The 25,159-nt window shown below is 54.8% G+C and carries 21 protein-coding genes; 7 read left to right on the top strand and 14 right to left on the bottom strand.

What is annotated here, in order from left to right:
* Positions 1-19: 19 nt before the first annotated feature.
* From cheA to ABEH87_RS02380, 8 genes are all read right to left on the bottom strand, one after another.
* The gene (cheA, locus tag ABEH87_RS02415) at positions 20-2,020 is read right to left on the bottom strand and encodes a chemotaxis protein CheA (RefSeq protein ID WP_346574555.1); all 2,001 of its coding nucleotides are present in this window, start codon (positions 2,018-2,020) and stop codon (positions 20-22) included.
* Between the two features lie 10 nt (positions 2,021-2,030).
* A complete protein-coding gene (gene motB, locus ABEH87_RS02410; RefSeq protein ID WP_346573589.1) occupies positions 2,031-3,062 on the bottom strand; it encodes a flagellar motor protein MotB in 1,032 nt (343 codons plus the stop codon).
* Complete coding sequence (gene motA / locus ABEH87_RS02405; RefSeq protein WP_346573587.1) at positions 3,059-3,943, bottom strand: flagellar motor stator protein MotA; 885 nt, start codon at positions 3,941-3,943, stop codon at positions 3,059-3,061. Before motA ends, motB begins: the two co-directional genes overlap by 4 nt.
* Before the next feature lie 131 nt (positions 3,944-4,074).
* Positions 4,075-4,653 carry a flagellar transcriptional regulator FlhC gene (gene flhC / locus ABEH87_RS02400; protein ID WP_346573585.1) on the bottom strand — a complete coding sequence of 193 codons (579 nt, stop codon included), beginning with the start codon at positions 4,651-4,653 and terminating at the stop codon, positions 4,075-4,077.
* Complete coding sequence (gene flhD / locus ABEH87_RS02395; protein ID WP_346573583.1) at positions 4,653-5,006, bottom strand: flagellar transcriptional regulator FlhD; 354 nt, start codon at positions 5,004-5,006, stop codon at positions 4,653-4,655. Before flhD ends, flhC begins: the two co-directional genes overlap by 1 nt.
* Positions 5,007-5,971: 965 nt before the next feature.
* Positions 5,972-7,402 carry an alpha,alpha-trehalose-phosphate synthase gene (otsA, locus tag ABEH87_RS02390; protein ID WP_346573581.1) on the bottom strand — a complete coding sequence of 477 codons (1,431 nt, stop codon included), beginning with the start codon at positions 7,400-7,402 and terminating at the stop codon, positions 5,972-5,974.
* Positions 7,377-8,186, bottom strand: coding sequence for a trehalose-phosphatase (otsB, locus tag ABEH87_RS02385; RefSeq protein WP_346573579.1), 810 nt, complete (start codon positions 8,184-8,186; stop codon positions 7,377-7,379). The genes otsA and otsB overlap by 26 nt, the downstream gene beginning before the upstream one ends.
* A gap of 184 nt (positions 8,187-8,370) precedes the next feature.
* Positions 8,371-9,591: an HD-GYP domain-containing protein gene (locus ABEH87_RS02380; RefSeq protein WP_346573577.1), complete on the bottom strand. Its 1,221-nt coding sequence runs from the start codon at positions 9,589-9,591 to the stop codon at positions 8,371-8,373.
* Positions 9,592-9,952: 361 nt separating this feature from the next.
* Between ABEH87_RS02380 and ABEH87_RS02375 the strand changes: the two genes are divergently transcribed.
* From ABEH87_RS02375 to malI, 3 genes are all read left to right on the top strand, one after another.
* The gene (locus tag ABEH87_RS02375; RefSeq protein WP_346573575.1) at positions 9,953-10,684 is read left to right on the top strand and encodes a YoaK family protein; all 732 of its coding nucleotides are present in this window, start codon (positions 9,953-9,955) and stop codon (positions 10,682-10,684) included.
* 220 nt (positions 10,685-10,904) lie between these two features.
* Positions 10,905-12,404 (top strand): PTS transporter subunit EIIC, encoded by a 1,500-nt coding sequence (locus ABEH87_RS02370; protein ID WP_346573573.1) that lies wholly within the window; start codon positions 10,905-10,907, stop codon positions 12,402-12,404.
* 59 nt (positions 12,405-12,463) lie between these two features.
* Complete coding sequence (gene malI, locus ABEH87_RS02365) at positions 12,464-13,480, top strand: Mal regulon transcriptional regulator MalI (RefSeq protein WP_346573571.1); 1,017 nt, start codon at positions 12,464-12,466, stop codon at positions 13,478-13,480.
* An 8-nt stretch (positions 13,481-13,488) separates the two neighbouring features.
* Here the strand turns inward: malI and ABEH87_RS02360 are convergent, their stop codons facing one another.
* Positions 13,489-14,382 carry an ABC transporter six-transmembrane domain-containing protein gene (locus ABEH87_RS02360; protein WP_346573569.1) on the bottom strand — a complete coding sequence of 298 codons (894 nt, stop codon included), beginning with the start codon at positions 14,380-14,382 and terminating at the stop codon, positions 13,489-13,491.
* Positions 14,383-14,477: 95 nt separating this feature from the next.
* Here ABEH87_RS02360 and ABEH87_RS02355 point away from each other — a divergent pair, with 95 nt between their 5' ends.
* Both ABEH87_RS02355 and ABEH87_RS02350 read left to right on the top strand, forming a co-directional pair.
* Positions 14,478-15,059, top strand: coding sequence for a TetR/AcrR family transcriptional regulator (locus ABEH87_RS02355; RefSeq protein WP_346573567.1), 582 nt, complete (start codon positions 14,478-14,480; stop codon positions 15,057-15,059).
* Between the two features lie 94 nt (positions 15,060-15,153).
* Entirely contained in the window at positions 15,154-15,456 is a 303-nt protein-coding gene (locus ABEH87_RS02350; RefSeq protein ID WP_346573565.1) for an EthD family reductase, read from the top strand.
* Positions 15,457-15,557: 101 nt separating this feature from the next.
* On the opposite strand, the gene hemB is transcribed toward ABEH87_RS02350, so the two are convergent.
* On the bottom strand, positions 15,558-16,538 hold the full coding sequence (gene hemB / locus ABEH87_RS02345; protein WP_346573563.1) for a porphobilinogen synthase: 981 nt from the start codon (positions 16,536-16,538) through the stop codon (positions 15,558-15,560).
* 235 nt (positions 16,539-16,773) lie between these two features.
* On the opposite strand from hemB, the gene ABEH87_RS02340 reads away from it, so the two are divergent.
* A complete protein-coding gene (locus ABEH87_RS02340) occupies positions 16,774-17,334 on the top strand; it encodes an NADPH-dependent FMN reductase (protein WP_346573561.1) in 561 nt (186 codons plus the stop codon).
* Between the two features lie 92 nt (positions 17,335-17,426).
* On the top strand, positions 17,427-18,761 hold the full coding sequence (locus tag ABEH87_RS02335; protein ID WP_346573559.1) for a sodium:proton antiporter: 1,335 nt from the start codon (positions 17,427-17,429) through the stop codon (positions 18,759-18,761).
* A gap of 9 nt (positions 18,762-18,770) precedes the next feature.
* Here ABEH87_RS02335 and ABEH87_RS02330 read toward each other — a convergent pair whose 3' ends face one another.
* From ABEH87_RS02330 to ABEH87_RS02315, 4 genes are all read right to left on the bottom strand, one after another.
* Positions 18,771-20,069: a flippase gene (locus tag ABEH87_RS02330; protein WP_346573557.1), complete on the bottom strand. Its 1,299-nt coding sequence runs from the start codon at positions 20,067-20,069 to the stop codon at positions 18,771-18,773.
* A 27-nt stretch (positions 20,070-20,096) separates the two neighbouring features.
* The gene (locus ABEH87_RS02325) at positions 20,097-21,068 is read right to left on the bottom strand and encodes a glycosyltransferase (RefSeq protein WP_346573555.1); all 972 of its coding nucleotides are present in this window, start codon (positions 21,066-21,068) and stop codon (positions 20,097-20,099) included.
* Positions 21,069-21,849: 781 nt separating this feature from the next.
* Positions 21,850-23,262: a cytosine permease gene (locus tag ABEH87_RS02320; RefSeq protein WP_346573553.1), complete on the bottom strand. Its 1,413-nt coding sequence runs from the start codon at positions 23,260-23,262 to the stop codon at positions 21,850-21,852.
* 224 nt (positions 23,263-23,486) lie between these two features.
* Positions 23,487-25,007: an aldehyde dehydrogenase family protein gene (locus ABEH87_RS02315; protein WP_346574553.1), complete on the bottom strand. Its 1,521-nt coding sequence runs from the start codon at positions 25,005-25,007 to the stop codon at positions 23,487-23,489.
* Positions 25,008-25,159: the final 152 nt, after the last annotated feature.

Raw genomic sequence — 25,159 nt, 5'->3', positions numbered from 1 at the left:
TACCCTTAATCAGTTATTGTCAGGCTGCGGCTCCCGCCACACGCTTTTCACGGTTCAGAGACTGCAGTGCAGAGACATCGACAATCAGCGCGACGCTGCCATCACCCAGGATGGTAGCGGCAGAGATGCCCGGCACTTTGCGATAGTTGCTTTCCAGGTTTTTCACCACCACCTGGTGCTGACCAATCAGCTGATCCACCAGCAGCGCATAGCGTTTCCCGGCGCTTTGCAGGATAACAACAATCCCCTGCGTGGCTTCGGTTTTGGCCCCCTGGACCTCAAAGACGTTCCACAGCTCAACCAGCGGCAGGTATTCCCCGCGCACTTCCAGCACGCGTTCACCGCCGGCCAGTGCTTTCAGGTCATCCGCCAGCGGCTGCAGTGATTCCATCACCGCATTCAGCGGCAGGATAAACACTTCATTCGCCACGCGCACTGACATGCCATCAAGGATGGCCAGCGTCAGCGGCAGCAGGATGCGGATGGTCGTGCCCTTGCCCTGTTTAGAAGAGATTTCAACGTGGCCACCCATCTCCTGGATGTTACGTTTCACCACGTCCATTCCGACGCCACGGCCGGACACATCCGTCACCTGCTCGGCCGTCGAGAAGCCCGGCGCGAAGATCAACATGCCGACTTCTTCGTCGCTCATTGATTCGCTGACCGGCAGTCCGGAGGAGAGCGCTTTCGCCAGAATACGCTCGCGGTTCAGGCCAGCACCGTCATCAGTCACTTCGATGCAGATATTGCCACCCTGATGTTCCGCTGACAGCGTCAGGTTGCCGATCGCATGTTTACCCGCTGCCTGACGTTTTTCCGGGGTTTCAATACCGTGGTCAAGGCTGTTACGCACCAGGTGCGTTAACGGGTCAATAATGCGTTCAATCAGGCTCTTATCCAGTTCAGTCGAGCTGCCCATCAGGGTCAGTTCCACTTCTTTGCCCAGCTTGCTGGCAAGGTCACGTACCAGACGTGGGAAACGGCTGAAAACGTATTCCATCGGCATCATACGAATCGACATCACCGATTCCTGCAGATCGCGGGCGTTACGTTCCAGCTGACCCATGCTGTTCAGCAGGTCACCGTGATTCACCGGATCGAGCTCACCAGAACGCTGAGCCAGCATCGACTGGGTAATGACCAGCTCGCCGACCAGGTTGATCAGCTGATCGACCTTCTCTACCGCTACGCGGATACTGGTGGATTCACTGACTTTTGGGTTAGCCGCTTTCTTCGCCGGTTCGCGCTTCAGCTGTACCACTTCACTGACGGCAGCCAGCTCAGGTTCAGCGGCTGGCGCCGTCGCGGTTACAGCATCAGCGATCGGGGCTTCCACCATAGCGGAGGCAATATCCACCACGTCGGCCTGCGGGAAGTGAATCTGTGACTCATCAATCACGAAACACAGTACAGCGACGATATCGTCTTTGCCCACGGAGGAGTCAAGCGTGGCTTCCAGTGAGTTTTCACCTTTCACCGCGTTAGACACCGTACCCAGATTACCCAGCTCTTCCAGCATCAGATCGGCTTCGTTCGGCTTCAGCTCGGTCAGCTTAATACGCAGACCGCTGGCGGATACGGAGCCGGCTGTGCCTGCCGGAGTGGCGATCACTTCGGCTACCGGTGCTTCACCCTTGGCTTCCAGTGCGAGCTGGCGCAGGGCCTGACAAATGTATGCAAACGTCGCGGCATCGGGTTCCGAGGCGGTTTTATACGCATCCAGCTGTTCCTGCATAATATCTTTAGTTTCCAAAAACAGATTGATGATATCGGTACTGAGCTGCATTTCGCCGCGGCGCGCACCGTCGAGAATATTCTCCAGAATATGCGTGGTTTCCTGTAATACAGTAAAACCAAAAGTCCCCGCTCCACCTTTGATAGAGTGGGCCGCCCGGAAGATAGCATTAAGCTGTTCCGAATCGGGTTCCTGCGGGTCAAGACCCAGCAGGTGTTGTTCCATGTCCGCCAATAATTCATCGGCTTCATCAAAGAACGTCTGGTAAAAATCGCTGATATCCATGCTCACGGTATCACCTCGGCTGTGAGTCGCGATCGGTCTGGGTCGTCGGTACCGTTGCCGCTGGTAACGAAGTTACCGGTGCGCTGGTACTGACAGGCTCAGCCTGTGAGTGTTGAGGGTCTTGGTTTATTGTGGCTGTGGAAGGAACTTCCGGCGCCGCTACCTGTTTAAGGCTACTTGCATCGTTAATTTGTACCGCATCACTTTCGGCATTTTCTCGCTCGATCTGCGCTTCGGTGTCATGGTTCAACACCAGCAGACTGATGCGTCGGTTCACCGAATCGTTTCCGCCGCGATTCTTCAGTTTCATGGTGTCAGACATGCCCACCACGCGCAGCATCTTGCCACCATCCAGTCCTCCCAGTACCAGCTCGCGCCGTGATGCATTGGCGCGGTCAGCAGAGAGTTCCCAGTTACTGTAGCCACGGTCGCCCCCGGCATACTGGAAATCATCGGTATGGCCCGCCAGGCTGATCCGGTTCGGAATATCATTCAGAATCGGGGCAATGGCGCGCAAAATATCGCGCATGTAAGGTTCAACCTCGGCGCTACCGGTTTTAAACATCGGGCGGTTCTGGCTGTCGATAATCTGAATTCGCAGCCCCTCTTCCACCATATTAATAATCAGATGGGGACGCAGCGCGCGCAGTCGCGGATCGGCTTCAATCAGCTGGTCCAGCTTCTCCCGCAGGCGGTTAAGACGAATCTCTTCCAGCTTGCGTTTCTGCGCGTCCATATCGACCACTTTATGCACTTCACCACTCTTTTCCATCGGATCCTGACCACCGCCGGGAATCGGGCTTGAACTGTCGCTGCTGCGCTGCCCGCCGGTTAACGCCACTTTCAGCGGCGTTTTAAAGTAATCGGCAATCTGAATCAATTGTTGAGGACTTGAGATCGAAATCAGCCACATCACCATAAAAAAGGCCATCATTGCCGTCATAAAGTCGGCGTAGGCGATTTTCCATGAACCGTGCGAGCCGGCATGTTTATTCGACTTTTTCCGCTTTACCAGCACAATGGGGTGATTGTTATGCTTCATGCGTCCTGATCCGAAGTCTGTTTAGTGGATTTCGCATTACGCACGTGCTCTTCAAGCTCGGTAAATGAAGGTCGGTCGGTTGAATACAACGTCTTGCGACCAAACTCCACCGCAATCTGCGGGGCATAACCGTTAAGGCTGGAGAGCAGCGTGACCTTAATGCACTGCATCATCTTGGTGTTCTCTGCACACTTCTGGCGTAAAACCCCTGCCAGCGGTGAGATAAAACCGTACGCCAGCAAAATACCGAGGAAGGTTCCTACCATCGCGTTAGCGATCAGTGCACCCAGCTCCGCCGCCGGTCGGTCCGCAGAGGCCAGGGTATGTATCACCCCCATCACCGCAGCCACGATACCGAAGGCAGGAAGTGAGTCACCCATGGTGGCCAGCGCCGTTGCCGGAACATCACACTCATGCTCGTAGGTCTCAATCTCTTCATCCATCAACGCTTCTATCTCAAAGGCATTCATATTGCCGCTGACCATCAGGCGTAAATAGTCGGTAATGAAGTCCACTAATCTTTTATCGGCAAGAATGCGCGGGTAATTAGCAAAAATCTCACTTTCCTGTGGATTTTCGATATCACGCTCCAGCGACAGCATCCCCTGCTGGCGCGATTTGGCCATCAGACGATACAGCAGCGCCATTAAGTCCATATAAACGGCTTTGTTATATTTCGACCCCCGCATCAGCAGCGGTAGTGATTTCACCGTCGCTTTAATCGCCTTACCGTTGTTACCCACGATAAAAGCACCAATGCCAGAACCGACAATAATCAGCACTTCAGAAGGCTGATATAACGCGCCGAGGTGGCCGCCGACCATTGCGAAGCCGCCTAACACCGACCCGAGGACAAGGATGTAACCCAATATAATCAGCACGAATAATCCTTACGCTATCAACGTGTGGGTGGGTGAAAGCCAGAATAAGCAGGTTGGGACACCAGACGTGGGGCAAAAAAAAAGCAGCGGTCAAAGACCGCTGCTGGATTCACTCCACGTGGCGAACACTATTAAACGGCTTGTTTAACCTGTTCATCCAGCAGTTGTGAATTGTTATCGGCAACTTCTGCGATAAGTTTACGTCTTTTTACCGCACGAGATGGCGGCTGGCAAAGGCTGCAGGTAAAGCTACCCACAGGCTGGTGTGCGTGGTTAATAAAGCTCCCACCGCAGGACTTACAGCCCGTCAGCTCCAGCATTCCACTTTCAACAAACCGGACCAGGGTCCAGGCGCGTGTCAGCGCCAACAGCGGGCCCTCGTCCTGTTGCGGGCACTGTTCCAGATAAAGACGGTAAGCTTTAATCACCGCCTCAACACCGGTACACAACCCGCTTTTCATCAGGAACTGCCAGGCGTTACAGAACATAGAAGCGTGAATATTTTGCTCCCATGTCATAAACCAGTCGGTAGAAAACGGCAGCATACCTTTAGGCGGCGGACTGCCGCGCAACTCTTTATACAGTTTAATCAGGCGACCGCGGCTCAGCTGCGTTTCGCTTTCTAACATTTGTAAACGTGCACCCAGGGTGATGAGTTCCATCGCCAGCTGAATATCGCGCGCTTCCTGAACAATACTTTTCTCACCCATCAGCTCGCCGCCCTTTTTCTCGGAGTCTCATCGTCTTTCGAGACATCACGTAATAAACGACTGGATAACAGAATACCCGTATGGATTTGCTGTAAATCGTCTACGCGTGATTCCTGAGTAAGGCGGGTAATTGATTTGTGATCATTGAAACGGAACTGACACACCAGTTGATTGGTTTCTGCCAGCTTAACCATTTCAGGCAATGTCAGACCTGCCAGAGCATCGGCCATTGGCTCATCGATACCCAGACGGAACATTGCGGAAGCTTTTTCCTGGTTAATTAAACGTTGTGCGAGCAATAAATATGACAAATTGATGTCGTAAATATGTTTGAGTAATTCTGATGTACCCATTTTTTTTCCATCCTGACTGACACTACTTTTAACGTGTGCGGCTGAAGCCGCTACCATGGTTGCTGGTTGGTAAATCTAAAGATGGCAAAAAATTTAGTGGCAGAAGCCAAACGTATACTAAAGCTGTCTTGTTTTTTAGGAAACCAAGCCAGGAAATAATCATGAACTCATTTTGCCAGTGGCCATTCCTGAGCCCTCTCTTCCCTGACTCCATCCGTGACTTCTTGTTACATTCTTTTAAGACTATTCCGAAAACAAGGCAACTCTATCCCCTCTAATCGCGACATACAACGAGAGACAAGCTGAATTTTAGATAAAGTGTGATCTACGTCACACTTTTAAGGCAAATAGTTCCTGAAAACCCATCAGCAATGCTGTTGATTAGCCCACTAACTAACCATTTTGGTCATTTTTTGTAAATTTCGCCCTGTGAGCAATCATAAGCCGGGTAAAAGCAGAGTAAGTGGAATATTAAAGCGAAGCGGAGACAACGAAGCGGCGAATTGCAGAATATAATAAATAATTAATCTAATTTAATAGTTTATTATTCTAAATAATAGCATTGATGCGGTGCGTGAAGTTAGTTACTCACGGTGAATATTTGACCACTACATGATGGCAAAAATGTGACATGGCGCAGGGTTTCATCAAGAAGTGATAACGCTTTGTAAGCAGTCAGCACCTAATGTTTAGGGTGTGGTTGGAGTTGTAAACAGGCATTACATAAGTGATATGAATGTTTTGGCAGGATGATTAGGAATTACCCTATGATTATCGACCAAAAGAGGGAATTCTTTAGAGAAAAGTGGATTTATTTTTCTTTCTGTGGGCCGCATGGGCATTTTTTCGGCAATTAACCGCATAAATAGCGCAGCGGAAACACGGGAAAGCTAATGAACCAGAAAAAAAGAGAGGGGGCATTGCCCCCTGTTATACATTGTTCTTACTTAGACTGGACCGGCTTATCAGGCAAGTTTAGGAAAAGCGGCCACGTTATTCTCCTTTTCCTGCGCCCGCCCCTGCTGCGGTATCGCCTGTAAATCCGCCAGATAGCTCTCACGCCAGTGCGTAATGTCATTGTTACGCAGCACGGTCATCATATCGTTGTAGCGCGATATTCTCTCGGTGCGGGACATGGTCAGCGCCTGATTCAGCGCGGCGGCCACGTCATCACGGTCGTAAGGGTTAACGATCAGCGCGGAGGTCAGCTCATTGGCCGCTCCGGCAAAGCGCGACAGCACCAGCACACCGGGGTCGTCCGGATCCTGAGCGGCGACATACTCTTTTGCCACCAGGTTCATGCCGTCACGCAGCGGCGTCACCAGACCGATATCGGTCAGGCGGAATATTTTCATCAGCAGACGACGGTCGAAATGCTGATTCAGATAGTAAAGTGGTGTCCAGCCCAGGGTGCCGTACTTACCATTGATGCGCCCGGCTTCGGTTTCCAGCTGGTGACGAATATCCTGATAGGCCTGCACGTCCCCGCGAGAGGTCGGAGCAATCTGCGAGTAGCGGATCTTGCCGTGATGCTGCGGGTAGTTTTCCAGCAGGGCTTCATAGGCCAGAAAACGCTCCGGTAACCCTTTCGAGTAATCCAGGCGCTCGCAGGCAATAATATTCTGCGCATCACCGAGATCTTTTTTCATCGCCACCATTTTCGGCGGCAGCGGTCCTTCAGCCATTTCTTTAATGCTGTCCGGCTCAATACCGATTGGATAGACCTCTGTGGCAAAGCGATTGCCGAAAGCCCGGTGCTGCTTACCGTCGCTTTGCAGCGTGGTCTGTAACGCCACACACTCGAGGAAGGCCGTACGGTCACTCTCTGTCTGGAAGCCCAGCAGATCGTAATCGCACATCTTTTCCAGCAGGTCAGCGTGCGGCGGCAGCGCGTTGAAAATTTCCGGGGTCGGGAAAGGAATGTGCAGGAAGAATCCAATACGGTTATTCACCCCCAGCCTGCGCAGTTCGGCGGCGAACGGCAGCAGATGATAGTCGTGGATCCATAACACATCATCGTCCTTCAGCAGGGGCTGCAGACGCTCTGCCAGCATCGTGTTCACCCGCTGATATCCCTCCCACGCTTCACGCTGGAAATTCACCAGGTCAAGGCGGTAGTGAAACGCTGGCCACAGCACCGCATTGGAGAACTGCAGGTAATAAAGGTCATAATCATTCTGGTTCAGACCGAAGGAAGCATAAGTAATGCCATCCTGCTCAAGCATACTGAGCTCATCATCATCTTCACCAATTTCATTGATCTCACCATTCCAGCCGTACCAGACTCCCCCGGTGGCCTTCAGCGCGTCAACAATACCGACGGTGAGACCCCCTGCACTGGCCTTACTGCCATCCGGGATGGCAATACGGTTAGATACGACGACTAAGCGACTCATAACCCTGACTCCTTACTGACGTTGTTACGTCTTCATCTAGTTTTATTCGTGTCTGTTCAAGCCAGCGATAAACGGCGGCGACATCGCTCAGATGTCCCTGCGCCTCACTGGTGCCCGTCCCGACTTTAATTGAAATGCCGTCCAGGGCATTGACCGCAGTGAAACCGGCCTCATCGGTCAAATCATCTCCGAGAAACACCGGGACTCGCCCGGCAAACGGAGGCTGTTGCATAAATTCGTTAATGGCGGCGCCTTTATTCACGCCCTGCGGTTTCAGCTCCACCACGCATTTTCCCGGCTGCTGTACCAGCTCCGGGAAGCGGTCGGCCAGCGATGCGGCCAGCTGTTCAACCGCCTGCTGATGCTGCGGAGCCTGGCGGTAGTGCAGTGCAAACGCCATGCCTTTGCTTTCCAGCGTGGTGCCCGGCAGTTCCGCCATGGCGGAGGTCAGTTCGTGGTTCAACGCGCTGGCCGTGGCGGATGTCAGCGCGATGCGCGTCACCTGCCCGTCATGATTGCGGCGTTCCGCGCCGTGTACCCCGGCCATCGGCAGTACCAGCGGCGCGGCCAGCTCATCCAGTTGATCAATCGGGCGACCGGAGATCAGTGCCACGGCCCCCTCGCAGCGCTGAGCCAGCCTTCTGAGATCCTCCAGCACTGGTGCCGGAATCGAGACCTCATCAGGGCGCGGCTTAATCGCGGCCAGGGTGCCGTCCACATCAAAGAAAAAGGCATAGCGGGTTGCCGCCTGAAGCGGGGGAACGAAATCTGTTTTTGTCGTCACACATTCCTCCTGATAAATGGATTCAGAAGATGCTGCTGACAATGAGGGGGACAACGTGGTCTGACGGACGGCGTGGCAATCGCAGCTGTCGTCAGACGTGGTCGAGGGCAAAACTCTGGTATCAGCCCTCAGTGCAGACAACATCAGCCTAAAGTATAGTGGAGTTTCCAGATCCTGCCAGAAATCATGCGCTAACAGTTTGTTGCCAAAGCAGGTTCACATTGATTTCAGGCCAGCGATTGATCTCTTCCGGGCCCACAATGTTGTCTTCGCAGTGCAGGCTGGCCAGATCGATGATATGCGGCGTCAGCCGTTTGCCGCTGTTCAGCGATAAGAAAACGCAGACTTTTGGCTGCAGAAGCGACTGCTCACCCGGTTCTGTCACCACGCCCAGCCGCCCGGAAGAGAGGCGCACCAGCGAGCCAACAGGGTATATTCCCACGGCTTTCACAAAGGCATACAGCAGCTTGCGGTCAAAGTGTCCGGGCCAGCTCGCCATCTGGTGCATGGCACTCGCCGGGTTCCACCCTGCTTTATAGGGGCGGTCGGAGGTGACGGCATCATAAACATCACAGATGGCCGCCATGCGCGACAGCAGGGAGATGGCGTTGGCGCGCAGCCCGTGCGGATAACCTCCACCGTTGACCTTTTCATGATGATGCAGCGCAACATCCTGCAGATCCTCACCGGCACCGCTCAGCCGCAGAATTTCGGCCCCGGCGACAGGATGGTGCTTCATGACTTCAAACTCTTCATCCGTCAGTTTGCCGGGCTTATTGAGGATCGCCAGCGGGATGGCAGCCTTGCCCACGTCATGCAGCAGCCCCGCCATTCCCGCGCGCTTGGTCTGCTGCGCATCCAGCTCTAACTGCGCCGCCAGCGAGATCATCAGCGCACACACTGCCACCGAATGCAGGTAGGTGTAATCGTCGTGAGATTTCAGCCGCGCCACGCTGAGTAACGCCGCAGGATGGCGGTTAAGTGAACCGGCAATGTCGTTGACCAGCGGGAAGGTATTCTCTGCGTCAATGGTTTTACCCAGCCGGGCATCGCTGAACAGACGCATCACCGGGCCTTTCGCCGCCAGACAGATCTTGCGGGCCTGAGCCATTTCACTCGACATGGTGACCACCGCATCACCGGCTATAGCCGGTGAAACGTACAGCGCAGGGTCACCCATGTCTGTTTCTTCAGGCGATGAGACGCCCGCTTTGACCTCAGGAGCCCGCCCGCGGGAAAGATCGATCCACACTTCACGCACGCCGCTCTCCTGAATGGCCCTGATGTGCACCACATCAGACAGCAGCATCTCATTGTGAACCAGCGGGTGTTTTAACCAGTACACATCCAGCTTGTGCAGATACATTCCCTGCAGCAGCTCTTTCACTGCAATACTTATGATCATCCCCTTTCCTCCTGACGTCATAAATTCCTTTCCTTATCAGTATCGGCAGCCCGGCAAAAAACCTGCGGCCCTGAGTGACCAGACGGAGGGAAACTGGCCGCCAGAATCCAGAGGTGTGCAGCGCATCACAGCGAACGGCTTAGTGACTTTTTAAAGAATAGGAATGAACGCCGGATTTGGCGGAATTTATTGACAGATATTTAATCAACTATAGCTAAATCTTCACTGAGACCAGGAGCCGTCTGTAAAATCGTTTTCAGGTGCATTTCCGGCCCCGTACCCCGCCGCAATACGCTACATTGCGTTAAAACAAAGGCCATCAGTCTGACTGAAGCGCCGGCAGATAACCTAAGGGGCGATAATGTTAAACATGATGATTAAAAGAAAGGCTGAACGCCGCCATACGGAAGACCGTTACCTGGCGCTGTTCCTCGCCACCAGCGCGGGCCTGCTGAATGCCATGGCGCTGGGTGCTTTCGGCATCTTCCCGTCCCATATGTCCGGCAATGCCTCACAGCTCTCCACGGAAGTGTATCGCGTTGATATCCGCGACCTGATATTCCTGCTGTCGATACTGGCTGCCTTTGTGATTGGCTGCGTCAGCGCCCGTCTGCTGGTGATTGTCGGGATCAGAAACGCGATTCGCACCATTTTCAGTCTCATTCTGCTGATTGAGGGCGTGCTGTTAATCGGCCTGTCGGCCTATGAAATCCTGTTTTTCTCCACGCAAAATAATCGCGAGGCGATTGTCTTTCTCGGTTTTCTGATGGGGATCCACAATGCCACCTCGACGCAGCTCTCCAACGGACGCGTTCGCTCCACGCACATTACCGGCACACTGACCGATGCAGGGATTGCGCTCGGCTCCCTGCTGGCAACCCTGTTCCGCCACGATCCGTCGAAGCAGGTAAAGGTGCAGCGTAAACAGTTCATCACGCACCTGATCACTATCTTTTCGTTTCTGCTGGGCGGCGTGGCGGGACTGATGCTGTTTAATCAGTTTGGCTTCGGTTCCATGGCTGCCGTAGGCGGCTTCATGATGCTGATTGCCAGCGGTTCTATCATTCTCGCCGTGCAGCGCGCAAAACGCTGACCTCTTCCTCCAGTGCGTTAACAGCAGGGATCAAGGGCGGCGCTGAGCCGCCCTTTTCAGATCTGCGTCATAAAATAACTATTTGATCTGACCCAATGTGACATTTTCGTTGCGTAAAAAAACAGAGTCCTTAACTATAGGTAGAACGTTCTACTAAAACGTTCTACTCAGCGTTCCGATGCCCACTTACTGTTAAAACACTGTCCCAGCGGGAGACTTTATGCGTTTTTTTACCGGGTTCTTTAAATCGCTTTCCAAACTATCGATGATTGGCCGGGCGCTAATGCTGCCGATCTCCCTGCTTCCGGCGGCCGGTCTGCTGCTGGCATTCGGCGATAAATTCCACCTGCCGCTGATGATGAACGCCGGAGGCGTGATCTTCGATAACCTGCCGCTGCTGTTCGCTGTCGGTTCCGCCGTCGGTCTGGCGTCAGAGTCCGGCATTGCCGCGCTGGCCGCAACGGTTTCCGTGCTGATCACCAATATGACCATTGGCACCGTGATGCACATTACCCCTGAAATGGCCGCCAGCGGCGGCAAGTACGCGATGGTGATTGGCATCCCGACGCTGCAAATGGGGGTGTTTGGCGGGCTGATTTGCGGCGTGCTGGCGGCCTGGTGTTTTAACCGCTTCCATACCTTACAGCTGCCGGAATTTCTCGGTTTCTTTTCCGGTAAGCGTTTTGTCGCCATTGCCACCGCGTTCCTGTCATTCCTGCTCGGGCTGGCGCTGCCTTACGTCTGGCAGCATATTCAGGCCGGTATTGATGCGCTGTCTATCGTGGTGAACGGTGACAATCAGGCGCTCTCGACCTTTATCTTTGGGCTGGTGGAACGTGCGCTGATCCCGCTCGGTCTGCACCATATCTGGTATCCGTCTTTCTGGTACTCGTTCGGTGATTACACCACTCAGGCCGGGCAGGTGATCCACGGCGACCAGACCATCTGGTTTAAAATGCTGGAAGAAGGCACCAAATCCTTCAGCAGCGACAGCTACCAGAATGCCGGTAAGTTCATGCAGGGTGAGTTCCCGCTGATGCTGTTTGCCCTGCCCGCCGCCTGTCTGGCGATGTATCACGAGGCCAACACCAAAAACAAAAAAATCGCCTCCGGTATCCTGTTTTCTGCCGCGCTCACCTGTTTCCTGACCGGCATCACGGAACCGGTTGAATTCACCTTTATCTTCGTCGCCCCGATCCTTTACGTTTTCAATGCGGTGATGGCGGGTCTTTCTTATATGTGTATGTACCTGCTACATGCGCATATTGCCAAATCCTTCTCCGCCGGGCTGATTGACTATATCTCGTTTGGCATCCTGCCTTCCTTTAACGGCTTCCAGACCAACTACATCAACGCCGTGATTGTTGGCGTACCGATGGCGATCATCTACTACTTTGTGTTCCGCTTTGTTATCCGCCGCTTTGATGTTAAAACGCCAGGCCGCACCGACATTACCGCCAACGCCGGTGATAAGAGCGACGCAGAGCTGGCCAGCGAAATCGTCGGCCTGCTGGGCGGCAGCAAAAATATTGGCAGCGTCGGGGCCTGTATTACCCGTCTGCGTCTGGAAGTGGAAAACAGTGAACTGGTCGATAAGGACGGGCTGTATCATCTGGGGGCGCGCGGCGTAGTGTTCGTCGGGGATAACGGCATTCAGGTGATCTTCGGTGCCAGGGCACAGTTTATTGCTCAGCAAATGAGCCAGCTCACCGGGCGGTAACTGGCACAACTCGTCGTCTCCTGTATGCTACGGGAGACGCATTTTTTACAGGGAATGGGATGAAGAAGGTCAGCATTATTGATGTGGCAAAACTGGCAGGTGTTTCGGTTTCGACCGTCTCGCTGGTGCTGCGTCAGAAAGGGAAGATCTCAACACAAACCATTGAAAAAGTCCGGCAGGCGATTAGCGAGCTGGGTTACGTGCACAACGTCGCGGCCGCCAATCTGCGCGCCAGCACGTCTAATCTCATCGGCCTGATTGTGCGCGACTTCAGCGATACCTTTAACCTGAAAGTGATCACCAGCATTGTGCAGGCGCTGGAACAACAGGGTTATATGGTGTTTCTCGCGCATCCACAGGATGACGAAGAGCGACTGGTTCAGTGCCTGCTCTCCTTCAGCCGTCAGGGTGTGGCCGGGGTCATTTACCTCAATACCAACGCCACCCGGCATACCCTGCCGGCCCCCATTCGCGACTGTACCCTGCCGCTGGTCACCGTCTCCCAGGCGATGATCGAGGGCCCGTTTGATCTGGTGATGCGCGACAACCGCCAGGCCGCAGCACAGGCCACGCGCTATCTGATCGAGCGCGGGCATCGCAATATCGCCTATATCGGCGGAGAAGCAGACTGCCTGATGCGCGAACAGCGGCTGGCCGGATACCGCATGGCATTGCAACATTATGGTCTGCTTTATAAAGAAGAGTTCGCCCCCGCCTGCCGGGAGGAGACCAACGCCGCGCGCCTTGCCACCCGCCGCCTGCTGGAGAGCAACAACAAGATCACCGCCCTGCTGTGCCACTCCTCTCATGCGATTGTCGGCTGCCTGAGCGGCATTCATCAGGTCGGGCGCACCGTCGGTAAAGACGTGTTTCTGACTCAGCAGGTGTCACTGCTGGGCTTTGAAGATATGCTGCAAATCAACCTCAGTTCGCCGTCATTTACCTATGTCTCTTCCGCCAGCGATGAGACAGGCCGCCAGGCGGCAGCCCTGATTTTACGCAAAATCCAGCAGAGCGACCTGACGCCGCAGCGCATTGTGGTGTCCGGCGAACTGGTGCTGCGAGAGTCCGCCTGAGGCCAGTATCACACCAGCCCGGTATTCACCCGCTTGCCAATGTCCTTGAGCTGCGAGTATTTCTCCAGCAGCTGCGGACCATCGTCCAGGCTCATGGCGAACATCCACATATAGGTCATCACCGAGTAGATATGCCCGGCATTGTTGCCGCCGCTGTTGGCCATATGGACAATGGTGAACCCGAACAGCAACGCCATCACCGCACCAATCGACAGATAGCCCAGCGCCTCACGGTCAGACAGCCGGATGCGCAACCCTGCCAGAACCCGGTAGTGCCGGGTCAGCGACGGCGTCGTCGCATGGCTGATGAAGTTCACCTCACGCTCCAGGCGGTTATTCAGGCGGCCGAACAGCAGCTCGTTTTTATGCGTGTAGTTACGCAAAAACAGGCTGAAAAACGCCAGAATCACCAGACAGGCAATCCCGGTCCAGAACTCGATCACCAGCAGCATCACCGCCGCACCGCAGATTGACGCCACGCTGGTGATCAGCACCGGCAGATGCTTTTCAAAGAAATCCACAAACTCTCTGGAAAGCGCCACGCGCGCCGCAATGGTGGAGTGGGAGTGTTTGTCCTCGCGCTGTTGCAGGATCACCGGGACCGCCAGTTCGGCGTAAATGCGCGCAAAGGTGCGCGTATCGACGCTGCGCCGGGCGGCACCGATCGACCACATCACCAACACCATCAGGGCATACAGCAGCGCGTGCAGCGGCTGCGCATTCAGCGTGGCATTGATGGCAAAACCCGCCAGCAGCGGATAAAGCAGATAGGTGACGTTCTCTGCCACCACCAGCAGTAAAGTGAAAAACAGTTTACGCCGATGGCGGCGGCCCAGCCGTTTCAGGGTGACAACGGCGCTGCCGGAAACCACGGCGGTTTCCGGTAATTTACAGGTTTGCATGGTGCTCTTTTCTGATAGGATTGGAATTGAGCGGTTGCTCAAAACTGGAACAAAGTCTATTTGAGCACCTGCTCAAAGTCAACACGGGGCCTGCAATGAAAGAAACCAGGGAAGCGCTGAAAGCCAGAATTCTGCAGGGTGCTATCGCCCTGTTTATGGAAAAAGGGATTGAAAAAGTGACCACGCGCGAGCTGACTGAACACGTTGGTATCTCGCGCAGCCACATCTATCACTATTTCCGCGACTGGGAAACCCTGTGCAAAGAAGCCATGACGCTTTATCTGCAGGAGGACCGCAACGCCTTTTCCGCCGGGATAACCGGGCTGACTTCAGAGCAGCGCCTGGGGGCATTTGTCTCCAGCTATCTGCCCGCTACGCCCGATGCCGCCTGGCAGCTTTACAGCTCGCTGTGGCAAATCGCCATCCATGACGCCGAGTGGGCGGATATCGCGCAGTCGATGATGGCGCAGTGGCACAGCCTGCTGGCCGCGATTATTCGCGAAGGCATTGGTAGCGGAGAGTTTTTCAGCGCCGACCCCGACCGGGTGACCCGCCAGCTGAGCGCCATGCTCAACGGCTACGCCGATCAGCTGATTGTCGCTCCCGGCGCCCTCGCCCATCAGGCGGCGATCGCGGATATTGACGTGTTTATCAGCCTGACGCTCAGGCAAAAGTAAGGCAGCGCCCAATGCGCTAACCTGTTTTGCCCATCAGTGGTGATAATCTTATGCTTCGCCGCCGCTCAGGGCGGCACAACCAGAGGATAATACCGTGATCAAATTCAGCGTACTTTACCCCCGTCAGCCAGACGCCCACTTCGACCATGACTATTATCGCGACGTGCATCTGCCGTTGATTAAAGCGCGCATGGGTGAGGTCTGTGTCAGCTATGAAATTGATACGCCGCTGGACAGCGCCATGCCGTTTATCGCGGCCTGCCATATCTATTGCAACAGCTTTGCCGAATTCCAGCAGGTGATTGCCGCCCACGGCGAGGAGTTTGGCGCGGATGTAGTGAACTTTACTAACGTGGAGTCACAGAAAATGGTGTCTGAGGTGTTACGCGTCGGCTGACACTGGGTGTCCTGTACGGGTCAGGCATGCCTGGCCCGTCAGGTTTTGCACAATATTGATATCGTAAGGGCAGACCTTCTCTTCCGGTCTGCCCTTACGGGTCAGGAAAGGATTTTCTTTTCCGCCAGATCCAGCGCGAAGTAGCTGAAGATAATATCAGCACCGGCGCGTTTAATCGCACCGAGGCTTTCCAGCGTCACGTCGATCTCACTGATCGCCCCCGCCTGCGCACCAAATTTAATCATCGCGTACTCACCGCTGACCTGATAGGCCGCCAGCGGCAGCTGGGTGCGTTCCCGCACGTCGCGCAGAATATCCAGATAGGCACCCGCCGGTTTCACCATCAGCGCATCTGCGCCTTGTGCTTCATCAAGCAGCGACTCGCGAATCGCTTCGCGGCGGTTCATCGGGTTCATCTGGTAGGTCTTGCGGTCGCCCTTCAGCGAGGTTCCCGCCGCTTCGCGGAACGGGCCGTAGAAGGAAGAGGCAAACTTAGTGGAGTAAGACATGATGGCGGTATCGGTAAAACCTGCGGCATCCAGCGCGTGGCGGATTGCCGCGACCTGGCCATCCATCGCCGCTGACGGCGCAATAAAGTCAGCCCCGGCTGCGGCGGCAACCACCGCCTGACGACCAAGGTTGGCAAGCGTGGCGTCGTTATCAACACCGTGGTCATGCAGCACGCCGCAGTGACCGTGGGTGGTATATTCACAGAAGCAGGTGTCAGACATCACGATCATTTCCGGGACGGTCTCTTTGCAGATGCGCGACATCCGCGCCACCAGCCCGTTCTCATTCCAGGTATCGCTGCCGTCGGCATCCGTATGGTGCGAAATGCCGAACGTCATCACCGATCGCACACCGGCTTTGGCAATACGCTCAATCTCATACGCCAGGCGTTTTTCAGGAATACGCATCACGCCAGGCATCGCGGCGATAGGTTTATAGTCATCAAGACCTTCCTCGACGAAGATCGGCAGGGCCAGATCGTTCAGGCTGAGGGTAGTTTCCTGGAACAGGGAGCGAAGAGAAGCAGACTGACGCAAGCGTCGTGGACGCTGGACTGGAGAATAGCTGGACAAGACAACCTCGGTTTAGCGGGTCATGCACCGGTGATTAACGCCGGTGATGATAAAAATGAATAGTGCGCTAACAGTATACCTCCGGGCGACAGTTGACAATCTTTGCGGCCCGCGATCGCCGCAATGGCGGCACAGAATGCGCATATTTTTTTGCCCACGCCGATGATAGTGCTTGTAAAAATAACGGGTTAACGCTTTTATTGAATCACTTACTGTCAACATACGGAAACCCGCCATGAGTCAGATTGCTCCCCTCAAGTTTGTTACCCTGCTCGGCAGCCTGCGTAAAGCCTCGCTCAATGCCATTATCGCCAACAGTCTGTCCGAGCTGGCACCGGCCGGAGTGGAGATCAGCCCGCTGGGGTCGGTGGCTGAATTCCCGCACTATGACGCTGATATTCAGGCCGAAGGTTTTCCAGCAGCGGTATTAGCCATGGGTGAGGCGATTGCCGCTGCCGATGGCGTGATTATCGTGACGCCGGAATATAACTACTCCGTGCCCGGCGCACTGAAAAACGCCATCGACTGGCTGTCGCGCCTGCCGGAAAACCCGCTGGCGAACAAGCCGGTGGCAATCCAGACCGCGTCACCGGGCGCCATCGGCGGCGCGCGCGCGCAGTATCACCTGCGTCAGAGCATGGTGTTCCTCAACGCTCAGGTGCTGAATAAACCGGAAATCATGATCGGCCAGGCCACCACGCGCATTGATGCGGAAAACGGCACGGTGACCGATGAAAGTACCCGTCACCACCTCACCGCTCAGCTGGAAGCTCTGGCGCTGCTGGCACGCCGCTAAAACTGACTGCGCAGAAAACCGGCAGGCGTAAGTGCCGCCTGCCGTTATCCCGTCCATACTGGAAAGATTGAACAATCAATTCAGGATAAAAAATGGGATTTCTCGGCTGGACCGCCGCCACGGGTGGTTTACTGTTACTGATGTCGCTGGCTTCTGGCTGGATAAGCCGTGGACCGGTAACCGCTTTCGCACTTTATCTGATTGCCGGCATTCTCTGCGGCCCCTGGGTCCTTGATCTGCTGCGCATTGATATTGCCGCTCACGCTCAACTGGCAAAAAACCTCACCGAAATCGCCATGGCCGCCTCGCTGTTTATCACCGGGCTGAAACTACGTCTGCCGCTGAACAGTCCTGGCTGGCGTATGGGCCTGCGGCTGGCGTTTCCCGGCATGCTGCTGACGGTGGCAGGCGTCACGCTGGCGGCCCACTGGCTGGCCGGATTTTCCTGGCCGCTGGCGCTGGCATTTGGTGCGATTGTGGCACCAACGGATCCGGTGCTTGCCAGCCTGATTTCAGTGAATGATGCGCGCGACGACGACAACCTGCGCGTTTCGCTCTCCAGCGAGGCCGGAATGAATGACGGTACCGCCCTGCCGCTGCTGATGCTGGCGGTGGCCCTGTATAGCGGAAGTGGGTCAATGTCCTGGGACTTTCTCAGCCACTGGGCGCTGGTGGACGTACTGTGGGCGGTAGTGGGGGGATCGTTAATCGGCTTTATTATGGGCCGCCTGATTGGACAGTACGCCTCGCACCTGCGCCACACTCATCAGGATGTGGCGCCCAATGATTTTCTGGCACTGGCGCTGATTGCCCTCAGCTATGCCGTTGCGCAGTCGCTGGATGCGTCAGGATTTTTGTCAGCCTTTGCGGCAGGCGTGGGGCTGCGGCGTGCGGAGATGCGTGTGGTACGCCATTTTCCAACCGAAGAGTTTCAGGAGAGTGAGTATCACCCCCCTGCCGAGGAACTGGTCAATCCCAATGCCCGTCACCGGGTGGAGCAGACCAATCCGGCCGGTTCAGCCGGGTTAGTGGTGAGTGATGCCCTCTCCTTTGGCGACACCATTGAACGCCTGTTTGCGGCGGCGATTATTATCGTGCTGGGCGTGACGCTGGCGCAGCACTGGAATGTAACGGGCCTGTGGCTGGCCGCCCTGCTGTTTATTGCCATTCGTCCGCTGTCAGTGTGGATGGCTACGGTCGGGGTAAACACCCCGCGGCTACAGCGTGCCACCATCGGCTGGCTGGGGATCCGCGGCATCGGCAGTATTAACTATATTGCCTGGGCCTATACCCACGGTCTGGCTGGCCCGGAAGCCGCACGCATGGCCGATATGGCGTTCACCCTGATCGTCGCCAGCGTGGTGGTCCACGGGATTTCGGTCACGCCGCTGCTGAACTGGCGCCAGTCCCGCCTGCGGCAGGATTAGCGCCCGATCTTATGCCTGTTCATTGCCAGGCTGCTTAAAAACCGCCGGTCTGGCAAGGTAGTTTTTCAGAATGCCGTGTTTAATCAGCAGGTACATAATGCCGATAAAGATCAGAATTTCTGAGAACACCAGCGCACAGGCCGCCCCAATGGCACCAAACTTCCAGGCCAGCAGGCAGCAGGCCGGAATGTTGATCCCCCCGACAATGAACATCAGATACATGCGCTGTTTGGTCAGACCGTGTGGGATCAGGATTTGCAGCCCTGCGGGATAGCTGACATTGCCGAAAATAAAGCCACATACGGCGATGCGCAGCACGTCGGCCGACTCGTGGAATGCCGGGCCAAGCAGGATACGCACCACAATATCCGCAAAGAACCAGGTGAATATCACAATAAACAGGCTGAGCAGAAACGACAGCGTTATGCTTTTACGCGTGGCGGCAATCGCCGCTGCCCGGTCTTTATTAAACAGATGGCTGACGCGCGGGAAGAAGGCGTTGCCAATCTGCTCCGGCACCGAGTTCGCCGCCTTTTTCAGGCGGTCGGCCCCGTTATACAGGCCGACCATATAGGTACTGGTCATGCTGGCTAAGATCAGCACGTTGATATTGTTGAACATATTGGCACCGAAGATCGACAGAAAAACGTGCAGGCTGTCTTTCATTCGCTGCAAAATCTCTTTCGGCTGGAAGCGATAGAAACCAATGATGTCCATCTTCACCACAATCGACAGGGTGATCACCGCCGTCACAAAGGCCACCACGCCGGGAACCAGCGCCGCCAGCCAGGTATCTTCCGGAGATTTGACCAGCAGGAACGTCAGCGGTATTGACGTCATCTGGCCGATGGTCGAGATAATCGCCGTCTTGCCCAGCTTTTCAAAACCCTGCATCAGCCAGCCGAATGACAGCAGCTGACCGTACAGCACCGTGGAATTGGCCAGCACGATGAAAAACAGAGCATGCCAGGCGGGATTAAACCAGGTCACCGTCAGCAGTACCGCCAGTGAAGCAGTACCGAGCAGCAGTTTGGCGTTGAAAGTTGACCAGAACAGCTCGGTCACTTTCAGTTTATTATCGCGATGCTCTGCGATGTCCTTGGTGGTATAGACGTTAAATCCCCAGTCGGAGATGGTGCTGCAATACATCACGCAGGCCAGGCCGAGTGCCAGCAGGCCCATATGTTCAACGCCGAGAATACGCGCCAGATAGGGCAACGTCGCCAGCGGAATGATGAAAGAAGCGCCGCGATATGCCAGCAGCGAGAGTACATTTATTAACAGCGTTTTATCGATTACTTTAGCCATCAGCCCCTGACCTTAAAAAAAATCCCTTCATGCTTTGCGTAAACTCCGCTTTATCCTGATCAGATTAGAGTACAATTCTGGCCGTCTTAACAGCAGCCAGTTGGCTGCACCACCTGGTTTCAGACTTTTCCCGAAATAATTTATCGCCTGGTTGACGTATTCCGGCACGCGTTGTCCGCTGGCCAGCGACAGGTGAATCATTAACTTGAATGAATGTATCAGATATAACCGCCGCAGTTCGCTGCGGTCTTTAGATCCAGCAGTAAGCTGAATCAGCTTTTCGTAAGAGTGAATGAAAGCCTCATAGCGCTGACGGAAAAAGCTCTCGTCTTTGTGGCTGTTGGTCAAAGAACCCTGACGCACACGCTGGCGGTAATAGACATTCTGGCTGACAAATGCCGTGTGCGTGCGCAGGAAAGCCTCCAGCGTGTAACCATGATCTTCATGCACGCGCATAATATATTTCAAATTGAATCTGTCGATGATTTCTTTTTTCAATACGTAATTCCAGCTGGCGGAGGTATAGGCGCCTTTGCGCAGCAGATTGCGGAATACCTGCGCCGCCGGCATCAGCCCGAACGCCGTGTGTTGCACTTTAGGCCAGCTGTTGCCCGGATGGCCATCGGTAAACATCACAGAGTTGAAGCAGAACAGCTCCAGCTGAGGGTGGCTGGCTATGGTGGCGGAAAACTCAGAAAAAAAACCTTCACAAACAATATCATCCGGGTCACAGCAGAAGAGGTAATCGCCCTGTGCCAGACTGATGCCGTAATCACGCGCCTTGCCTGCTCCGCCGTTCTGCACGGTGACAATTCTGACGCGCGCATCGTTAGCGCAGCAGGCCTCTGCCTTCGCCAGCGTATCGTCGGTCGATCCATCATTAACAATAATAATCTCATTAGGTGCCGGAATTTGCACCAGTAATGAATTGATACATTCCACAATATAATTCCCTACGTTATACGCAGGGATAATCACTGACAGCAATTTTTGTGTCATTTCACGACTCTCATCAGTTCGGATTCTATTTTTAATTAACACCATAAAAATATAAAAAACAATGCCTGAAAGAGGGCGTACCAACCGTTTAGGAAAATACTTATCAGTTAATTAAAATTACATAAACAAAAGCCAAACCAAAGGAAAAAATGACAAAGAAAATGATTAGATAAACTGTTTATAAATACATTTTAAACAGCTAATGAATAAATACCCATTGCGGCAATTAACTTAATTTAAAATTAATGTTTCTCTGGTTTCAGTTTTAACAAAAATAAATGCACTCCCTGAAATTCAACATTTCATCAACGCGATTCGTAACCAGGATTAATCTCAGCACTGAACAATGTCATGCTGTAACACCATAATAAGGATTATCTTAGGATAGAGCCGTACTATCTTCCTGAAAATAAAAATTCACCTTTGAAACCGCAGGGTTAGCCCCTCTTTTTGCGTCATACCCTTTTCCGGGCGGCGACGAGACAGAAAGGAATTTTTACTTCTTTTACTGACGACGGCCTGAGCAGGCTGCCATTTCTGTCGCTGCGCAGCCGGGTAATTACAGATAAATCTCATTGAGAGTCCGGTTTTCCGCGAAAAAAACCCATAAGTTCGGCAACAGAAAGCGCGCTATGACACAAAATCTGAGGTTATCAGGCGTGATGAGAGCGCGACAGCCGTCGCGCAGAGGTGGAAAAATCATGCAGGCAGGCCCGATTCCGCCCCCTGCTTTTCAGCGTCAGGGGCCAATCGCCCCCTACTGATAATTTTTTTTTATCACTTAACGCGAACTTAACTGATGTGTTGGCTGACGGCGCAGCTGACTGACTCCCAGCCAGCACAGCGCGGTGAACACCCAGCCAATCAGCCAGGAGATATCGTTGCCGTCAAACCAGCCCACCAGCGCCCCCTGATAGAAACCGTTGGCGACAAACGGCAGCTGCACCAGCACGCCCAGCGCATAGGTCAAGATGCCCGGCCAGTTCCAGCGGCCGTAGCGACCATCGGGATCGCTCAGCGCCGGAATATCAACCTGCCCGCGCGTAATAAAGTAATAATCGGTCAGGTTCATGGCGCTCCACGGCACGAAAAAAGCCAGCAGAAACAGCAGGAACTGCGTAAACGATTTCAGGAATGAAGGTTCGCTGAGTATGGCAATGGTGCAGGACACCACCATCATAACGACGATAAACAGCAGGCGCGCACGCTCGCTGATGGCCGCACTTTTGCGAAAGCCGCTGACGATGGTCGCCATTGACATAAAGCTGCCGTAGGCATTGAGCGTGGTAAAGGTGATCTTGCCGAAACAGATGGCAAAATAGAGCGCCAGCGCCGTCATACCGCTGGACCCCAGCCCGACGATGTAGCCCACTTCATTGCCGGAGAAGGCATCGCCCGCCAGCGCGGCGGCCATCACCCCAAGCGTCATGGATGCCTGGGTTCCCAGCACGGTGCCGCTGAACACCGCCAGAAAGGTGCTGCGCCCCGATACGTTACGCGGCAGATAGCGCGAGTAGTCGGAAACATACGGACAGAAAGCAATCTGCCAAGATGAGGAGAGCGATATCGCCAGCAGAAACATCGGCAGCGAGAAGTGACGGTTTGCCAGCAGCTGGCCGACGTCATTTTCCAGCAGCAGACGCACAAACAGGTAGCAGAAAGCCACTACCCCGACCACGCTGGCCACTTTACCCAAGCCGTGGATCAGCCGGTAGCCGAGCGTAGCCACCACGATAATGACAGCCGCGAACAGCACCATCCCGGTACGATCGCTCACCCCGGTGAGATGCGCCAGCGCCTGCCCGGCCAGCACGGTGCCGCTGGCGGAGAAACCGACATACATCACGCACACCAGCAGCAGCGGGATCACCGCGCCATAGATGCCGAACTGGATGCGACAGGTGATCATCTGCGGCAGCCCGAGGCGCGGCCCCTGCACCGCGTGCAGGGCCATCACTGCCGCACCGATAATCTGGCCTGCCAGCAACCCGATCAGTGACCAGACAACATCACCGCCCAGCACGACGCTCAGCGCGCCGGTAATGATCGCGGTAATCTGTAAATTCCCTCCGAACCATAACGTAAACTGGCTGAAAACCCGACCGTGACGCTCGCTGTCGGGAATGTAATCAATACTGCGGCTTTCTATTAACCGGCGTGGCTTAGCCTGCGCGCCTGATGAACTGACTGACATTGTTTTCCTCCCCCTGCCTGAAGCGATTGGCCGCCACGGGAACGGCGCAGCGGCCAGCGGAATGTTGCCCTGCCAGGTTGTGTATTCTTGTCTATACAACCCAAATAACACCGTGCCACATCCTGACTGAGTCAGCAATCAGCCGGGTCATATTAAAAAGTGATGGTTATCACAGAGATAGCACGGATAAAGGCCGGGAAATCCCGGCCTGCATGGCAATGAACTCAGAAGAAGCCGAGCGGTTCGATGCTGTAGCTGATCAGCAGGTTCTTCGTCTGCTGGTAGTGATCGAGCATCATTTTATGGGTTTCACGTCCAATACCGGATTTCTTGTAACCACCGAACGCGGCGTGGGCCGGATAGAGGTGGTAACAGTTGGTCCAGACGCGCCCGGCCTTGATCGCCCGCCCCACGCGATAGGCGCGGTTAATATCGCGCGTCCAGACACCGGCACCCAGCCCGTAAATGGAGTCATTGGCAATGGCAATCGCTTCCGCTTCGTCTTTAAAGGTGGTGATGCCGACAACGGGTCCGAAGATCTCTTCCTGGAACACGCGCATGCTGTTGTCACCCCTGAGCAGCGTTGGCTGAATGTAGTATCCGCTGGCGAGACCGCCCTCCAGTTTCTCCACGCCGCCGCCGGTGAGGATTTCAGCCCCCTCTTTCTGCGCAATCTCCAGATAAGAGAGGATCTTATCAAACTGCTGCTGCGAGGCCTGCGCTCCGACCATGGTCTCAGTGTCCATCGGGTCACCGCGCTTAATGCTTTTCACCCGCTTCATCACCGCCGCCATAAAGGGTTCGTAGATTGACTCCTGCACCAGCGCACGCGACGGACAGGTACAGACCTCGCCCTGATTGAGGAAGCCCAGCACTACCCCTTCGGCCGCTTTCTCAATAAAGGACGGCTCGGCCTGCATAATGTCTTCGAAGAAAATATTAGGCGACTTGCCGCCCAGCTCGACGGTAGAAGGGATAAGGTTTTTCGCCGCCAGCTCCAGAATATGCCCGCCGGTGGCGGTAGAACCGGTAAAGGCGACCTTGGCGATACGCGGGTTAGACGCCAGCGCCTCCCCGGCTTCGCGCCCGAAACCGTGGATCACATTCAGCACCCCTTTGGGCAGCAGATCGCCAATCAGTTCGGCAAACAGCGTAATCGACAACGGCGTCTGCTCGGCCGGTTTCAGCACCACGCAGTTGCCCGCCGCCAGCGCCGGGGCCAGCTTCCACGCGGCCATCAGCAGCGGGAAGTTCCATGGGATAATTTGTGCCACCACGCCCAGCGGTTCATGGAAATGATAGGCGGCGGTGAATTCATCAATCTCGGCGGCTGACCCCTCCTGCGCGCGCAGGCAGCCGGCAAAGTAGCGGAAGTGATCGACCGCCAGCGGCAGATCGGCAGCCAGGGTTTCGCGCACCGGCTTACCGTTATCCCAGGTTTCATTCACCGCCAGCATTTCCAGATTTTGCTCCAGCCGATCGGCAATTTTCAGCAGCGCCAGAGAGCGCGCCTGCACGGAGGTTTTCCCCCAGGCCTCCGCCGCCGCGTGAGCCGCGTCGAGCGCCTTCTCAACGTCATCTTTATCTGAACGCGGGAACTCACCAATCACCGAGCCGTTCACCGGTGAGGTGTTAGTGAAGTATGCGCCGTTAACCGGCGGAGAAAACGCGCCGTTGATGTAGTTGCCATACTGCTGCTTCAGGGTGATCAGTGATTCTTTAGTGCCCGGATATGCATAGCGCATCATCGCTCTCCTGTTGAAAGGGTTCGCCGTGGCGACCCTTCGGTTAACAATTAAATAACTCATTATTAACATTATCTAAAAGGACGAGGATGTCAGATTGCAGGGTGAGAAACTGTGACGGCATCGAAAGGAAAACAGGATTTTAGCGAAGC

Source organism: Erwinia sp. Eh17-17 (genome assembly GCF_039675725.1).
Taxonomy (GTDB): domain Bacteria; phylum Pseudomonadota; class Gammaproteobacteria; order Enterobacterales; family Enterobacteriaceae; genus Erwinia.
Note: the sequence above shows the minus strand (reverse complement) of the source record. Positions and strands in the feature narration are given on the sequence as shown.

Coding starts and splice junctions, on each gene's coding strand:
- ABEH87_RS02355 (WP_346573567.1), top strand. CDS start 14,478: ATGAAAGAAACCAGGGAAGCGCTGAAAGCCAGAATTCTGCAGGGTGCT.
- flhD (WP_346573583.1), bottom strand. CDS start 5,006: ATGGGTACATCAGAATTACTCAAACATATTTACGACATCAATTTGTCA.
- ABEH87_RS02380 (WP_346573577.1), bottom strand. CDS start 9,591: ATGATCATAAGTATTGCAGTGAAAGAGCTGCTGCAGGGAATGTATCTG.
- ABEH87_RS02315 (WP_346574553.1), bottom strand. CDS start 25,007: ATGCGCTATGCATATCCGGGCACTAAAGAATCACTGATCACCCTGAAG.
- ABEH87_RS02335 (WP_346573559.1), top strand. CDS start 17,427: ATGGGATTTCTCGGCTGGACCGCCGCCACGGGTGGTTTACTGTTACTG.
- ABEH87_RS02375 (WP_346573575.1), top strand. CDS start 9,953: ATGTTAAACATGATGATTAAAAGAAAGGCTGAACGCCGCCATACGGAA.
- ABEH87_RS02360 (WP_346573569.1), bottom strand. CDS start 14,382: ATGCAAACCTGTAAATTACCGGAAACCGCCGTGGTTTCCGGCAGCGCC.
- otsA (WP_346573581.1), bottom strand. CDS start 7,402: ATGAGTCGCTTAGTCGTCGTATCTAACCGTATTGCCATCCCGGATGGC.
- motB (WP_346573589.1), bottom strand. CDS start 3,062: ATGAAGCATAACAATCACCCCATTGTGCTGGTAAAGCGGAAAAAGTCG.
- ABEH87_RS02320 (WP_346573553.1), bottom strand. CDS start 23,262: ATGTCAGTCAGTTCATCAGGCGCGCAGGCTAAGCCACGCCGGTTAATA.
- cheA (WP_346574555.1), bottom strand. CDS start 2,020: ATGGATATCAGCGATTTTTACCAGACGTTCTTTGATGAAGCCGATGAA.
- ABEH87_RS02370 (WP_346573573.1), top strand. CDS start 10,905: ATGCGTTTTTTTACCGGGTTCTTTAAATCGCTTTCCAAACTATCGATG.
- malI (WP_346573571.1), top strand. CDS start 12,464: ATGAAGAAGGTCAGCATTATTGATGTGGCAAAACTGGCAGGTGTTTCG.
- ABEH87_RS02325 (WP_346573555.1), bottom strand. CDS start 21,068: ATGACACAAAAATTGCTGTCAGTGATTATCCCTGCGTATAACGTAGGG.
- flhC (WP_346573585.1), bottom strand. CDS start 4,653: ATGGGTGAGAAAAGTATTGTTCAGGAAGCGCGCGATATTCAGCTGGCG.
- ABEH87_RS02340 (WP_346573561.1), top strand. CDS start 16,774: ATGAGTCAGATTGCTCCCCTCAAGTTTGTTACCCTGCTCGGCAGCCTG.
- ABEH87_RS02330 (WP_346573557.1), bottom strand. CDS start 20,069: ATGGCTAAAGTAATCGATAAAACGCTGTTAATAAATGTACTCTCGCTG.